General features: G+C 26.5%; 14 protein-coding genes. 1 reads left to right on the forward strand and 13 read right to left on the reverse strand.

All coding sequences use genetic code 11. From position 1 onward, the window contains the following. Positions 1 to 429 precede the first annotated feature (429 nt). The 4 genes from I4V51_RS11400 to I4V51_RS11415 all read right to left on the reverse strand — a co-directional run bounded on the left by I4V51_RS11400 (position 430) and on the right by I4V51_RS11415 (position 3,974). A complete protein-coding gene (locus tag I4V51_RS11400) occupies positions 430 to 1,665 on the reverse strand; it encodes a hypothetical protein (protein WP_195988559.1) in 1,236 nt (411 codons plus the stop codon). 103 nt (positions 1,666 to 1,768) lie between these two features. Next, positions 1,769 to 2,275 carry a GNAT family N-acetyltransferase gene (locus I4V51_RS11405; protein WP_195988560.1) on the reverse strand — a complete coding sequence of 169 codons (507 nt, stop codon included), beginning with the start codon at positions 2,273 to 2,275 and terminating at the stop codon, positions 1,769 to 1,771. A gap of 210 nt (positions 2,276 to 2,485) precedes the next feature. Next, positions 2,486 to 3,517: a hypothetical protein gene (locus tag I4V51_RS11410; RefSeq protein WP_195988561.1), complete on the reverse strand. Its 1,032-nt coding sequence runs from the start codon at positions 3,515 to 3,517 to the stop codon at positions 2,486 to 2,488. 205 nt (positions 3,518 to 3,722) lie between these two features. Further along, positions 3,723 to 3,974, reverse strand: a complete 252-nt coding sequence (locus tag I4V51_RS11415) for a hypothetical protein (RefSeq protein WP_243281490.1) — start codon at positions 3,972 to 3,974, stop codon at positions 3,723 to 3,725. Positions 3,975 to 4,247: 273 nt separating this feature from the next. On the opposite strand from I4V51_RS11415, the gene I4V51_RS11420 reads away from it, so the two are divergent. Further along, positions 4,248 to 5,186 carry an L-lactate dehydrogenase gene (locus I4V51_RS11420; protein WP_195988562.1) on the forward strand — a complete coding sequence of 313 codons (939 nt, stop codon included), beginning with the start codon at positions 4,248 to 4,250 and terminating at the stop codon, positions 5,184 to 5,186. 97 nt (positions 5,187 to 5,283) lie between these two features. Here the strand turns inward: I4V51_RS11420 and I4V51_RS11425 are convergent, their stop codons facing one another. From I4V51_RS11425 to I4V51_RS11465, 9 genes are all read right to left on the reverse strand, one after another. Beyond that, positions 5,284 to 7,095: an SH3 domain-containing protein gene (locus tag I4V51_RS11425; RefSeq protein ID WP_195988563.1), complete on the reverse strand. Its 1,812-nt coding sequence runs from the start codon at positions 7,093 to 7,095 to the stop codon at positions 5,284 to 5,286. Between the two features lie 292 nt (positions 7,096 to 7,387). Beyond that, on the reverse strand, positions 7,388 to 8,845 hold the full coding sequence (locus I4V51_RS11430) for a nicotinate phosphoribosyltransferase (protein WP_195988564.1): 1,458 nt from the start codon (positions 8,843 to 8,845) through the stop codon (positions 7,388 to 7,390). Between the two features lie 194 nt (positions 8,846 to 9,039). Continuing rightward, a complete protein-coding gene (locus tag I4V51_RS11435; protein WP_195988565.1) occupies positions 9,040 to 9,591 on the reverse strand; it encodes a GNAT family N-acetyltransferase in 552 nt (183 codons plus the stop codon). 69 nt (positions 9,592 to 9,660) lie between these two features. Beyond that, positions 9,661 to 10,140, reverse strand: coding sequence for a hypothetical protein (locus I4V51_RS11440; RefSeq protein ID WP_195988566.1), 480 nt, complete (start codon positions 10,138 to 10,140; stop codon positions 9,661 to 9,663). An 81-nt stretch (positions 10,141 to 10,221) separates the two neighbouring features. Next, a complete protein-coding gene (locus I4V51_RS11445) occupies positions 10,222 to 11,166 on the reverse strand; it encodes a hypothetical protein (protein WP_195988567.1) in 945 nt (314 codons plus the stop codon). A gap of 152 nt (positions 11,167 to 11,318) precedes the next feature. After that, positions 11,319 to 11,966 (reverse strand): manganese efflux pump MntP family protein, encoded by a 648-nt coding sequence (locus I4V51_RS11450; protein WP_195988568.1) that lies wholly within the window; start codon positions 11,964 to 11,966, stop codon positions 11,319 to 11,321. 330 nt (positions 11,967 to 12,296) lie between these two features. Then, positions 12,297 to 12,548 carry a hypothetical protein gene (locus I4V51_RS11455; RefSeq protein WP_195988569.1) on the reverse strand — a complete coding sequence of 84 codons (252 nt, stop codon included), beginning with the start codon at positions 12,546 to 12,548 and terminating at the stop codon, positions 12,297 to 12,299. A gap of 163 nt (positions 12,549 to 12,711) precedes the next feature. Then, entirely contained in the window at positions 12,712 to 14,721 is a 2,010-nt protein-coding gene (locus I4V51_RS11460; protein ID WP_195988570.1) for an amylo-alpha-1,6-glucosidase, read from the reverse strand. Positions 14,722 to 14,942: 221 nt separating this feature from the next. Further along, positions 14,943 to 15,371, reverse strand: coding sequence for a DUF3783 domain-containing protein (locus I4V51_RS11465; protein ID WP_195988571.1), 429 nt, complete (start codon positions 15,369 to 15,371; stop codon positions 14,943 to 14,945). Positions 15,372 to 15,448: the final 77 nt, after the last annotated feature.

Below are 15,448 nucleotides of genomic sequence, written 5' to 3' on the forward strand. Positions count from 1 at the left end.
TATTCTTTAGCTACTACATATACTTCATTGATACTTAATAATTTTAATACTATATATAAATCTTTATTTAATTTCCCCATAAAATTTTGAACTAACTCAACATAATTTTTTTCATGATATGAATCTACAAACTGTAAATTTTTCTCCATACTAATCACCTCTATAAATATTATAATTCATTAATTTGTCAATTCTGTTACAACATCCTTAATTTACCCTTAAATTATTCTTAAATATTATTATTAAATATTATTATTATTTAATAATAATATTTTAATTGTATCTTGTCCTTATACTGTGTATAACATTGCATTAAAAAGTTTTCACAATTTTATTATACAGTATTAATTAACTTTTGTAAACATTTACTCATTTTTTTATACAAATATATTGCCTAATTAATATATTAATTAGGCAACTATTGTTTTATTATCTTTTTTTTAATCTTAATGTAAATTTTTCTTTAACTCTTGTCCAGATACTTAAATCATCTTCATCTATATCGTCATCTTCATCTATATAATCATTACCTTTCTCAGGAGTTTCTTTATAATCACTAAACACTCTCTTTTCTTCTTCCCTTATATTAAAATTTGTATGTTCATTTTTATAACAAATTTTATTCTCATGTTTTAAATTATTAATTTCTTCATCAGTAACCTTTTTAATATTAAGACCTAATACATATATAGAGCTTTCTAACATATATAGCTTTTCAGTAGTATTACAATATAAACCTTCAACTAACCTATACTCCATATTTTCTTTTTCTTTAACCCATGCCATTATTGTTATGTTCTCTTGTCCATATTTTAAATCTTTAACAGAATATACTTCTTCAAACGTCATATATGCAATATTAATAATTTTATCTATTATTCTTACTCTTATAATCGTATCTAAGCCTTTAAACAATTTATTATCACTTTTCATTTTATTTGCAATAGTTTCTTTTATGCCTTTATATATAGGATACTCTTTTTCTTTTATTAATCTTTTCAATAGCGCTACTTCACTATCTTCTGAATTATAGTATTCTTCTATTGATTCATATTTATTAAGTAATCCTTCTAATTTATTATAGAAATACCCTAAATATAATAATATTATTTTTTCTTCATTTGTAAAATTAACTTCTACATAGTTTTTATTATCTAATATTGAATTTAAAATATCTAAAACCTTATAATTATTATTTTCTATAAATGCACTCTTAAGATTTTCAATTAAAGTTATATCATCTTCAATTATTTTTTCACTTTCAACAATATCTATTGCTAACTCTTGATTTAAATTCTCATCTTTATTATCTTCATAATTTGTTACTTCTGCTATAAGTTTACTTATTGCTTTGTTTACAAACTCATCATCTTCTGCTTCAACAATCTCAATAGAAATACTACTTTCTTCTTTTTTTAAATTGACTTTATTTTCAGAATCAGAATCAATCTTTGTTTCAACTTTGCAATTATCTTCACTTTTAATAGAATTACTAATATTTTTTCTTAATTCATTTAAATCTAATTTTATCTTCTCTATTTCATCATTGGCTAATTTTAATTTTGCCTTTTGATTTTCTATTTCAATTTCCTTTTCTTCAATTATTTTCAATAATTCTCTTCCACTTGTTATTTTTTCATTTAATTTACTTTTCTCTCTCTCCATCTCTTATCCTACTATCTTTTAAAGTTTATATTTTTATAGTTATATTATACCACTAAATTCTACTATAAAGTTACAAAATAGTTACACATTCGCACATTTATTTCTATATAATTTTCTCAAAAGCTATTCTTTCATTTCCGTCCTCTAGATATATTATCCCACAATATTTAAATCCACTTTTTTCAAGTAATCTCTGCATTGAAATATTATCCTTATGAGTATCTATTTTTATACTATTTATATTCTTCTCTTTACATTTTTCTTCTACTAATTTAATTATATTAACTGCAGTTCCTTTCCCTTTAATTTTTTCACTAACTGCAATTCTATGTATAACGGCATATTCTCCTATATCCCTTAGCCATTTTCCATCATAAATATTTTTATAACTTTTATCTTCCTCAAAAGAAAGCATTGCTGTTGCTACTATTTTATTTTGCTCTTCTAATACATAGCTACTATTACTTTTTATATCATTATATATTGTATCACTATTTGGATATCCATTTTGCCATTGGTCTATTCCATTTCTTTTGAAGTATTCTTGTGCCTCATTTATTATTTCCATTACATCCTTTATGTCATTTATTGTTGTCTTTCTAAATATCATATTTACTCCCCAATCAAACTATTATTTTTTATGTGATAGTTAGTCACTGTAATACTCCCACCTATTTTTAGATATGAGATAAAAACTAGCATACCACTAGATAACGACTTCTAAGCTTAAAGTGTAGCTAAAGCTCTATGTGAAATTTTGAATTTAATTTATTTTATTATATAACAAAAGAGGGATAAAAGTATCCCCCTTAAAGTAATTTTAAAACACAAAATTTTTCAAACTATTATTGATTCCTTGTAATATATTAGGTACTATTTTAACTATATTAGGTAAAAACAATGAAACTACAAATCCTATTCCACAAGCAATAAATATATTATAATTAATTAATTCTTGACCTGTATAAATTTGATATCCATGAATAGCTGCAATAGCAATAACTCCAATTATTATAATTTTTGCTACTACCCATGATGATATGCTTATTATTCTACATATAAAAATCAGCATTGATAATATAGCTATTATTGGTAATGAAATTATCTTTAATGGAATTAACAGTATATTTAAAATCCCATTAGAAGCTTTTTTTTCTTTAACTATAACCCTTTTATTAGAATTTCTATTTGTTGTACGTCTGCTGTCTCTGTCTCTGTCTCTGTCTCTGTCTCTGTCTCTGTCTCTGTCTCTGTCATTATATTCTTTATCACTTTTGCTTACATTATTTTTTTTAGATGAATTGTTTTTTCTTTGATTACTGCTCTTCTTATTTTTAGAGTTATTTTTTTGTCTTATCTTTTTTATAATTTTTTCATCAAAATCTTCTTCATCATATTCTTCATTATCAAAAAGTCTATCGCAATCCTCAAAATCTTCTTTTGATTTAAATATAACTTTTTCCTCTTCCAATTTATTATATTGAATTAAAGATTCTCTTAATATTTCTTCCCTGCTCATTAAAACTGTAGCTGCATAACTGTCTTCTATGTTTTCAGAATCATATTTAATGACTTCTTCTGTTTCTGTAATATCGGCTGATTTCTCTTTAATTTTATTATTTTTAAATAAAGCACTTACTTCTTCATCAAATATTTCTTCTTGTTGGTCTTTTACTATAGCTTCTTTATAAATTAATGCATCATATGCTTCTTTAAACAAATCTAGGAATTTATCTAATCTTTTTTCATCTTTTACTTCTAATTTAAATAATTTAACTTGTTTTTCATATGCTTGTCTAATTTCTTCTTGTGTAGCATTTTCTTTAATGCCTAAAACTTTATAGTAATTCATCTATTAGCCTCCCATACTTGCTTATTTATGAGATTTTTATTATTTATTATATAAATCCCATATTTTTTGTATATTACTGATTATATCAATTTTATTCTCAAGCCACAAATAGTACATATATCCAAAATTTAAGGCACAAAAAAAGAAGTAGTCCCCCTACTCCTTTTTTTAGCATTCTATGACATATATTTTTTATAGTTTGCTATTAACTAAATACTACTATAAATAATACAACTGCTATAAGGTATAAAGCTAAGACTATACCACACATTATTAATTGTGCTTGAAAATATGTTTTCTTACTTCTATTTACATTTGATCCAAAGGCCCAAACAAACATTAATACTATATTAACTATTGGAATAAGCATTAATAAAAATGTTCCTATCCATTTTCCTACCGTCATATGCTCATCATCATATTTATTTATTCTTATATTATTATAATTATTTTCCAAACTGAATCCCCCTTTTGTATATCTTCATCGTCTTATGTCATATTATGTACTTCATTCTTATATATTAACATTTTATTTTTATTTTGTTAATGCTTTATTAACAATTTCCCGACATTATATGCAATTTTGTCATATTAAAGTAAAATATGGTTGATTTTCGTTTTTAGTAAGTCTATAATGTAATTATTAGTTAATAATAATTATTTCCTATGTATATAATATATTTTTTTAAAATAGAAAATACTATATATATTAATTAAACGAGGTGAAATTATGAGTAAAATATCAATAATTGGAGCAGGTGCAATAGGTGCTACAACTGCATTTGCATTATTACAAAAAGGAATAGCACGAGAAATTGTAATTAATGATATAAATCAAGAAAAGGCTCTAGGAGAAGTATTAGATTTAATGCACGGTAGCTCTTTATGCAGACCTTGTAATGTTACTTTAGGTACTTTAGAAGATACTAAAGATTCAGATATAATAATAATAACTGCTGGTTCACCACAAAAACCTGGTGAAACTAGATTAGATTTAGTAGATAAAAATTATGCTATATTTAAAAGTTTTATCCCAAAACTTGCTGAATTAAGTCCAAATTCAATTCTACTAGTAGTATCTAACCCTGTAGATGTTCTTTCATATATGACATATAAGCTTTCTGGATTCCCAAAAGAAAGAGTAATAGGTTCTGGTACAGTCTTAGATACAGCAAGACTTAGAAGCTTGCTTGGAAAATACTTTGGAATTGATGGAAGAAATGTAGAAGGATATGTTCTTGGTGAACATGGTGATAGTGAATTCGTAACATGGTCATCATTAATGATTGGAAGTATACCAGTAAAAAGCTTCTCTGAACAAAATTCTATATCTTGGGATAAAGAAACTGAAAATGTTATAGCTGAAGACGTTAAAAACTGTGCTTATGAAGTTATTAAGAGAAAAGGTGCTACTGCATTCGCCGTTGCTATAGCTCTTGAAAGAATTGTTGAAGCTATAATTAGAGATGAAAGAAGTATATTAACTGTTTCTACTTTATTAAATGACTACTATGGTGTTAATGATGCTTATTTAAGCGTTCCTACTATTCTCGGAAGAAATGGAGTAGAAAAAGTATTAAATATTCAATTATCTCCTAATGAAGAAGATAAATTTGTTTCATCAGCTAATTTAATGAAAGAATATATAGATAGAATTAATAATAAATAAAATCAATAAAAACTGTATCATAATTTTGATACAGTTTTTATTAATTTAAGCTTAATTATATATTAAAACAATTTATTTTAATCTACAAAAATAAATCCTATAAAACTCTTCTTGCTCTCCCAATAGAACCCCATGGAACATCCACTATTCTTATTGTTTTTCCTGAGTTTGGTGATTCAATCCATTGACCATTTCCTACATACATACCAACATGTCCTAAATTGCTATAGAATAATAAATCTCCTGGTTGTACACTGTCTAATGATACTTCTACCCCACTATTTATTTGATCATAAGTGGTTCTTCCGATACTTATATTAGCCTTACTAAATCCCCATTGCATAAATCCAGAACAGTCAAACATTCTTAAACCACTATCAACATATTGATATAAAGTGTCATACTTTCCAGCTGCAGCGTAATCTGGGAATCTATTTTTTAATGATTGTATTGATGAATTAGTAATTAACTCTCCAGATCCACCATATGCATATGGTGATCCAATATGTGATTTTAATTCTGAAAGTACAATATTATATGCATTAGAAACAGATTCACTACTATTATTATTGTTATTATTTCCATTATTAGTATCGTTCCCATTAGATATCCTTATATAATCTGAACTTACATATCCTGTTGATCCCTTAAAATTAATCTTATACCAATTTCCTTCTTTTCCTGTTATATTAACTTTTTCATTATTTAATAAATACCCTAATACTAATGAATTTGAAGAAGGCTGCTGTCTTACTCTTAAGTTAGAAGAAATATTTGTAACAATTCCTATTTCATTCATTGCTTCTGATGAACTATTATTATCATTTGATGTATTATTTCCACTATTTGATTCTGAAGATGGTTTATTGTCTGTTATATAATCCTTATGAACATAAGCATATGCTGAATTATATTTAATTTTATACCAACTTCCTGTTTCTCCAATTATATTTACAGAATTACCTGAATATAAGGTTCCTAAAATTGTAGAACTAGTAGACGCTTCCTGACGAACTCTAAGACCTCCACTACTCACATTATAAACATATCCTGTTTTATTAACTTCTGTTTCTGAAGAACTATTATTATCATTTGATGTATCATTTCCACTATTTGATTCTGAAGATGGTTTATTGTCTGTTATATAATCCTTATGAACATACGCATATGATGAATTATATTTAATTTTATACCAACTTCCTGTTTCTCCAATTATATTTACAGAATTACCTGAATATAAAGTTCCTAAAACTGTAGAACTAGTAGATGCTTCCTGACGAACTCTAAGACCTCCACTACTCACATTATAAACATATCCCATTTTATTAACTTCTGTTTCTGAAGAACTATTATTCTCTGAACTATTTCCATCATTACTCGAAGCGCCATTAACAGTTATATAATCTTTACTTACATACCCGTATCCATCATTGTATTGTATTTTATACCATGATCCTTCTGTTCCAACTATACTTACTTCAGTATTATTAGTAATGTAACCTAATATTGATGAGTTTGTAGAAGCTCCACTTCTTACCCTTAAATTTGTAGATACATTATATACCTTACCTTTTGTTGATACTGCTGAAGATGCCGTAACTTCCTTTACATAATCTCCATGAACATAACCAGTAATTCCATTGTACTTAATTTGATACCAGCTTCCGCTTTTAGAAATAATATCAAATGTACTTCCATTCCTAATAGTTCCTAATACAGATGAATTAGTATTTGCCTCTTCTCTAATTCTTAAAGTTGAAGTTACATTAATAACTTGTCCCTTGCTTATTGAAGCTACCGATATTCCGCTATTTAATTCTGTGGCATTAGCTGGAATAGATTTAATAGTTAAAATAGTTCCAACCACCCCAGAAATAGCAATTATTTTTTTTAGCTTTCTCTTCTGCATATTTTTTCACATCCCCACCTATTTAAATATATATTTTGACATAATAAATTATATATTTTTTTAGAATAATTTTCTATATTTTTCATTAATTTTTCATGTTTTTATCATTTTTTGATGCTTTTGTCATTATTTTTAATTTTTATATAAATTTTCCATACACTTTAAAACTTATATTTAAATTAAATAAAATTAAGAATAGCCCTTTTATTACAAATATTTTGTATTAGGCTATTCTTAATAATTTTTCAATATACTTTTCTGATATCTAAATAAATTTATTTACTAATTTCATTTATCCTCTAAATTCCTTTATCATATTATTTTTTAGTTTCCATAACTTTTCTGATAAATCTACATAATACCCTTGCGGATTCGTAAACCTTTTTACCTCATCCCATAATGAATCCACTTGCTCTAAAGAATATTTACGAATGTCCTCAAGATTAGGTGATTTATAAACACATTCCCCTTTAATAAAAATTGGAACCTGTATCTTTCTAGCATAATAATTTGTTAAAAGTTTTCGCTTCCATGTATATACAGGATCAAATATTTCATATTCCTTTGAATCATCTATTATTTCATCTCCTACTGTTAATACATCGGCTATAGCTTTATTACTTTCTTTATCAAATAGCCTCCAAACCGTTTTATATCCTGGATTAGTTACCTTTTCTATGTTTTCTGATAATTTAATCCTTGGGAATATTTTTCCTTTCTCTTCAACTGCGACTAATTTATATACTCCCCCGAATACCGGTTCTGACTTTGCAGTTATTAATCTTTCTCCAACACCAAAAACATCAATACAAGCCCCTTGTGTCATAAGGTCTGATATTATATATTCATCCAAACTATTTGAGGCTATTATTTTACATTTTTCTAATCCATTTATATTTAATATTTTTCTTACCTCTTTAGATAGATATGCTAAATCACCACTATCTAATCTAATTCCCTTTAGCTCTTTTCCCTGGGGCTCTAATATATCTTTAGATACTTTAATCGCATTAATTATTCCTGACTTTAAAACATTATATGTATCTATCAATAAAATACAATTATCTGGATAAGTTTTAGCATACGTTGCAAAAGCCTTATACTCATCTCCAAATAATTGAATCCATGAATGAGCCATAGTTCCAACAGCCTTTATCCCAAATATTTCATCAGCAATGGTATTTGCAGTTCCATCTATTCCTCCTATATATGCAGCTCTAGCTCCGTATATGGCCGCATCATACCCTTGACTTCTCCTTGCACCTAATTCTAATACTTCTTTTCCTTCTGCTGCCCTTTTTATTCTATTAGCTTTTGTAGCAATCAAACTTTGATGATTAATTGTTAAAAGTAACATTGTTTCTATTAACTGTGCCTCTATTACTTTTGCCCTAATAGTTAGTAATGGTTCATTTGGAAATACAGGCGTTCCTTCTTGTATAGCGTAAATATCACCTGTAAATTTAAAATTTAATAAGTAATCTAAAAATTCTTCATTAAAAAGTTTTCTACTTCTCAAATATTCAATATCTCTTTCATTAAAGCTTAATCCTTTTATATACTCTATTACTTGCTCTAGCCCTGCAGTAATTGCAAATCCTGCATTATCAGGATTTTTTCTAAAAAATATATCAAAATAAACTATTTTATCTTTTAAATCATTTTCAAAATATCCATTTGACATAGTGAATTCATAAAAGTCTACTAACATACTTAAATTTCTATCATCTTCTAAGTTTATTTTAGTCATCTTTAATGCTCCTTTTAATTTAAACACATTAATTAAAATTTATTTTTATAGTTATATTTATATTATTTTTTACTATATTATAATCTTTTACTCATATATAAATATAAACTATAAGTTTTATATAAAAAGACTACAGTAACATTGCTTATACAACATTACTGTAGCCTTTTAGTAAAATCTATATAGTATTTACTTTAAATTCTTTTTGCAAAAATATATCTTCTTACTCCACCATACTTTAATTTGTCGCCTTTAACTTCATATCCTAAATTTATAAATGTATTAACACTAAACTCATTATATGGTGATGCTGTTGCACATAGTATTTTAGTGTTGTTTTTAACAGCAATTTTTTCTAACTCATTACAAATTATCTTTTGAAGCTTATTTCCTCTATATTCATCTTTAACTACTGTAGATTCTATTTGACCTGTCTTTAATACTTCTTCATCATCTAAGCCAATATCATACCCATAGTTTGATTTATCACAACCCTTTTTAGCATACACTCCCATTGCAATAAGCTCATCCTTTTCTGTAACATATCCTATTATTTTCCCATTTTCTTTTATGTACTCTTCAAATTCTTCTCTTTCTGTGTCAGCATATAACTCCTTATTTTCAAGTCCATCTATTATTATTTTTTGTAAATCCATAATCTTATCTAAATAAGATAAATCTAACTCTTTTAACCTAACTTCAACCTCTACTCCATCTTTTCTTATTATTTTTAATATATTATTCAAATTCATATACCTCCAGCTAAAATTCTATACAATCAAAATTTTACTTTATTATATTATGAATTTACAATATTATTTTCTTATAAATTGTAATATTCCTTTAATTATTAATGAACCCCCTAAAAAAATCGCTCCGAATATTAATATTGCGTTTATAAGTGAAATTGGTAACAAGCTCATTCTCAAAGAAAAAAATATGGAAATTACTATACTTACTATCCCTAGAGCTACACATATAATCCCTAAAATAGCCCGCTTACGTAAAGCTAACATTACTATACCGATAAATAATATTATGGAACTAGTTTTAAAACTTACTCCTCCAGTTGTTGAATACATACCCCTAAATGGAGAATAAACAATTGTATTTTTAAATATACTTATAATACCTATACACATTATAAATAATCCTAACAATAAACAAACTCTGCTATTACTTGTTTTATGTTTTCTATAAGCCTTATGCTTTTCTAAATTTCCATAATCAAGTATTTTTCCTCTTATCATATAATTTTTTAATCCTGCAATATATTTAGCTTGTCTTTTTTTCAACTTAAAAATACCACCATTAGAATTAATTATATTTAATATATGCATTAGCTTTTAATTTGTAACTAGCTTATAAATAATTTACTATCTTATAATTGATTGAGCCATTCTTCTATAAGTATGTCTTATTCCTCTTACCGTTACTGATAACTTCATTATATTTTCAGGTAATGCCATTCCAAAGGTTCCACAATCACCAATGTGTTGAATATCAGCCCCTGCCATTTTAGACATTAAAGCTATTTTTTCAATTACACTTTCAGAAGATCCCTCTTGTGAAGTTCCTATAGTTGTCATTGCAACACCACCTTCTTCATGAATTGAGTCTATCATTTTTTTAGCAATCCCTTCTGTAATACCTGGAACAGTTCCTGGTGCAGGTATTAAAACAACATCAGCTCCACACTTAACAAATCTTCTAGTTACTTTTTCATCATATATGTTTCCACTACCTGCTCCGTGCATTTTTCCTGCAATTATTAATGTACTATCACCTAAAATATCTTTTGCAAGCTTTATTCCTTCACAAATAGTTTCTTCAGTAACTCCTGTACTTGGATTACCTGTTATTACTATATAATTAAATCCATATTCCTTTACTTTTTCTAGGTTTTCTTTATTTAATCTATATCCCTTTTCATAAGTACTTCCTTCTGGAACTGGCTCTAAATTTACTCCTATTAATCTTCCAACTAACCTTCTTATATTTCTTATATAATTTTTATCTTTAATATTATTTTTTATTTCTTCACCTACAATTCTAAAAGTATCCTCTAACCCCTTTGAAAGATTAGCTTCACCAAATCCAAAAATATAAGGTTTTTCAAAATTAAAAGTATTTAAAGTTATCATATCAGCTCCAAAGCTTGCAGCTAATTCTAAGTTAGATACTTCTTTTACATAAGGTGTATAACTTATTATAGTTTCTGCCATAACAGTTCTGCCCTCTGAATTTTTTATTATATCTTTTAATTCATTTTTACTTAACCTTTCTATATCTCCAGTTGTTAACTCAAATATTCTCTTCATATTACATACCTCTACTCTTCTGTTTTTTATTTATATTAATCTAATTATATAACATTATACAACCTTATGTAATTCTTTTCATTAATATTTAATAAAAAAAATAAACAGATAATAATTAAATTTTAACTATTATCTATCTATTTTCTAATCTTTTATTTAAATATGCTATGCATTAAATTCATTATAAATCCTGTATGTTCATTAAAAATATTTATTCCTATAATAATAAGAATAATTCCACCTACAAGTTCAGCATAATCTTTAAATATTCCACCAATCTTCTTTCCTGCAATAACACCAATAAAACAGACTACAAATGTTATTATTCCAATAATTAATGCTGAAGATACTATATTGACATTTAAAAATGCAAAGCTTACTCCAATAGCTAAAGCATCTATACTTGTAGCTATAGCAAGAGTAGTTAACTCTTTATTAGATAATTCACCTTTATTATTTTCTCCATCATCTAAAGTAGTACTTATCTCACTTGTTACTTCATTACTTTCATTAGCAGACTCTTTACGATTTTCATAAAACTCATAAATCATTTTTCCACCTAAAATAGTTAATAATACTAAAGCAATCCAATGGTCTATAGCTTTTATATAGCCTTGAAAGCTTATACCTAAAATCCAACCAATTAATGGCATAGCAGCTTGAAAGCCTCCAAAAAACAAAGCTATTTTTATAGCGGTTCCCTTAGTTAAACTCTTTAAAGCCATTCCTTTGCTAACTGACACAGCAAATGCATCCATGGCTAAAGCAAATGCTGTAAGTATAATTGTAATAATATTCATAGTAATTCTCCCCACATTTTATTTCTATCCTATTTGGAATTATAAACAAAAAAATAACGAGATTCATGGATGCTCAAAAAAGCATCCATGAGTCTCGTTATTTAAGATTAAGCCAGGTTTTATAAAACCATTATGTTGACCTAACCACATTTACATGCTAACTACTCCCTCACAGGACCTATTTATTATACTATCACCTTGTCCATATGTCAATTATTCGCTTACAACTTGAACAGTTTGATTACTTCAGTTAGAACTCTAAATAAAGTATTACTATTCCCATAAGCAATGAATTTTCGCTTTTAATTTCTATAAATTATATTATTTTTCTTATGAATCTATTTCTTCTTCATTTTTCTCTTTTCTTGCATTATTTATTGCTTCATTAACTTCATCTAAAACTTTATCTATTTCATCTATTTCATTTAATTCATCATTTTCTTCTTCATCTTTATTCATATAATTATTTCCATTATTATTACCACAGTAAATTCCCTTCTTAATTGGTGCTATTAAAAAACCTGCTACTGCACCTGCAAAAAAGCATGCAGCTCCTAATAAAATTTTTTCATTCTTATCCATTAATTTTACCTCCAATATAATTATTTACTTAAAAACTATACATTACTTATATGTTTAATAATTAAATTATATTATACACTTACAATTATTTAATAATATTTTAATATATTATAACCCTACTAAATAAATAAATCTAATATTTAGTAGGGTTAATATAATTTTATTACTTATTTAAATATGGCATTACATCTTGTGTATAAGCTCTTAATACTTCTGCAACACTCCATGCTTGTGAATAACATCCTCTTCCTGTTGATGCAAAATCTCCATCAAAAATTTCCGCTATTCCATTAATACATCCATCTCTCATAGTGTCTTCAAAGACTTTACACATATGCTCTGCTTTCTTTATGGCTTCATCAGAATAATTATTAACTTTACAATATGAAGTTATAAATCCACCTATTAAAAATCCCCATGTAGTTCCCATATGATAAGCACAATCTCTATCAAATAACTTTCCTATATATTTTCTTTTATAATCTTTATCCATAAATGAAAGAGAACGTAATCCATAAGTTGCATATAAGTGTTTATAAACAGTATTAACTATCTTAATTTCCTTTTCTCTATCTAAAACTGCAAATGGTAATGATACTGCCCAAATTTGATTTGGTCTTATTTTATCATCATCTTCATCTACAACATCATAAAGACATTGTTTTTCCTCATTCCAAAATCTATTATTAAATGATTTCTTAACCCTTTCTGAAAGCTTTGAGTATTGGCTCTTATCATCTCCAAATTTTTCTGATAAGTCTTCCATTATTTTTAATGCATTATACCATAAAGCATTAATTTCTACCGGCTTACCATGTCTTGGTGTTACAACATAATCTCCAACTCTCACATCCATCCAAGTAACTTGATCAAGACCACCTCCAGCATATATTAAGCCATCATTGTCCATACCAATAGAAAAATCTGTTTTAGTAGAGTAAGCCTTATATATTTCCTTTAATTTTGGATATATTTTTTCTTCTATAAACTTATAATCATTTAACTCTCCAGTATATTTTAAATATTTATATACTGCTTGGAAGTACCATAAAGAAGCATCTACAGTATTATATCCAGGTTCTGTATTAGCATCTGGGAATACATTTGGAACTAATCCATTTTTTATATACTTAGCAAATGATTCTAATATTTCTCTAGCATCATTAAATCTTTTAGTTACTAAAGTAAGACCTTCAAACGCTATCATTGTATCTCTTCCCCAGTCTGTAAACCATGGTAGTCCTGCTAATACTGTTTTTAATCCAGTACTTTCTCTATTTACAATAAAATGATCTCCAGCTTTAACTAAATTATTAGCAAATTCATCTCCTAATTCAGCATTTTTTACTAACTCTTCAGCTCTTTCTTTATATTCTCTTGCAATATCAAAACCTGATTTTTCATTTAAACCTTCTATAGTGCATTTAACATATATCTTTTTCTTTTCAAAAGGCTTTAATTCAACTTGTACTTCATATGGAGTATAATGATTATCAACCCCTAAAAAACCTGTTCTATGGTCAATCATATAAAAGTGATTTTCCTCAATTAAATAATTCGGAGTTGCCATACTTGTCGGAATTAATTTTCTATCATAAAAACTTCCTTCAGATATATAGAAATCTATTTTTATATCCTTATTTTTTTCTGGTATTAAAGTTAAAATCTTTTCTGATACATTAATATCAAATTTTAAGTCTCCTCTTTCACTTGTTTCTCCAGCTTCTCTATAATTAAATAATGGAAGTATATTTAACTTACTTTCTTCACTCCCATTTTCTATTTCATAACATACAGCAACTGTATTATGTCCATACTCAATTGCTATACTTTTCTTTACTGTAATATCTTCAACTCTATAATAATACTCTGGAATCGTATCCAAAATAAATTGCTCTAAATGTTCCTGTCCATTTTTTGAACTACCTATATATTGTTGAGATGTTAAATCATATTCTCTACCTCCAACAATTACTTGCTCTTGAGTTCTAGTAAGTATCATCATTCTATTTACAGGAGCATTTAATGAAGCTATTAAATATCCATGAAAGGCCTGTGCCCCACCCCCTGCAACAGTATGATTAGCATATCCACCAATACCATTACCTATTACCCATGATAATTCATTACCATCTTCTATTGTTTTCCACATTCCTCTTCCATACTTATACATATATAATTCCCCTCTTCTACTAAGTTGTATCTGATAATGAAATTATACCTAAGTTTTTTTTTATGAACAATAAAACATATATGCTAATTTTATACTAAAACTGCTATTACCAAAAATTACATACTACAGTTAACGACTCCTACTACAAACTTATATGAGGAGTCGTTAATTATAATAGTATTTGGCTTTTAAATTATAACATTAAACTTTAAATTTCAGTTCTATTTATGATGTATATCGTTAAAGTTTCCCTTGCTCATTGAAGCGCGTTCTGCAGCTAAGTTAGAAATTACTTCATTTACACTCCAATTTATAGAAGTTTCTGTAACAACTGCTTTTAAAACATTGTTTACTTTTACTTTTTTAAGATTCTCAATAAAAATATTCATTTTTGCTGGCGCTATTGAATTAAAAATTATAGCTCTTTCTTTTCTACCATCTTCACATTCTGAATTTATATTATTTTCTAATAAATCACTAATTATAGTATTTCCATTTTTAGAGTTTATGAATATTTGATCTCTAATTCCTAAAATCATTGCACAGTTTTTAACCTTTTGCAAATCCTTTCCTACTATATTAGAAACTATTATGCAAGCTCTTCCTTCTCTCGCTGAATTATCTTTTATATCTAATTTATCAAATGACATATGTAATCCTCCAATTTAATATACTAACATTTCTTAATTTAATTATATCATAAAATTCTTATAATTAATAATCATTA

The sequence above is a fragment of the Clostridium sp. D53t1_180928_C8 genome, assembly GCF_015667795.1.
GTDB lineage: Bacteria > Bacillota > Clostridia > Clostridiales > Clostridiaceae > Clostridium.

What these genes read in the sequence shown, in the direction of transcription:
- I4V51_RS11430 (WP_195988564.1), bottom strand. Translation starts at nt 8,845, where the DNA reads ATGACTAAAATAAACTTAGAAGATGATAGAAATTTAAGTATGTTAGTA.
- I4V51_RS11450 (WP_195988568.1), bottom strand. Translation starts at nt 11,966, where the DNA reads ATGAATATTATTACAATTATACTTACAGCATTTGCTTTAGCCATGGAT.
- I4V51_RS11400 (WP_195988559.1), bottom strand. Translation starts at nt 1,665, where the DNA reads ATGGAGAGAGAGAAAAGTAAATTAAATGAAAAAATAACAAGTGGAAGA.
- I4V51_RS11405 (WP_195988560.1), bottom strand. Translation starts at nt 2,275, where the DNA reads ATGATATTTAGAAAGACAACAATAAATGACATAAAGGATGTAATGGAA.
- I4V51_RS11410 (WP_195988561.1), bottom strand. Translation starts at nt 3,517, where the DNA reads ATGAATTACTATAAAGTTTTAGGCATTAAAGAAAATGCTACACAAGAA.
- I4V51_RS11460 (WP_195988570.1), bottom strand. Translation starts at nt 14,721, where the DNA reads ATGTATAAGTATGGAAGAGGAATGTGGAAAACAATAGAAGATGGTAAT.
- I4V51_RS11420 (WP_195988562.1), top strand. Translation starts at nt 4,248, where the DNA reads ATGAGTAAAATATCAATAATTGGAGCAGGTGCAATAGGTGCTACAACT.
- I4V51_RS11445 (WP_195988567.1), bottom strand. Translation starts at nt 11,166, where the DNA reads ATGAAGAGAATATTTGAGTTAACAACTGGAGATATAGAAAGGTTAAGT.
- I4V51_RS11455 (WP_195988569.1), bottom strand. Translation starts at nt 12,548, where the DNA reads ATGGATAAGAATGAAAAAATTTTATTAGGAGCTGCATGCTTTTTTGCA.
- I4V51_RS11425 (WP_195988563.1), bottom strand. Translation starts at nt 7,095, where the DNA reads ATGCAGAAGAGAAAGCTAAAAAAAATAATTGCTATTTCTGGGGTGGTT.
- I4V51_RS11465 (WP_195988571.1), bottom strand. Translation starts at nt 15,371, where the DNA reads ATGTCATTTGATAAATTAGATATAAAAGATAATTCAGCGAGAGAAGGA.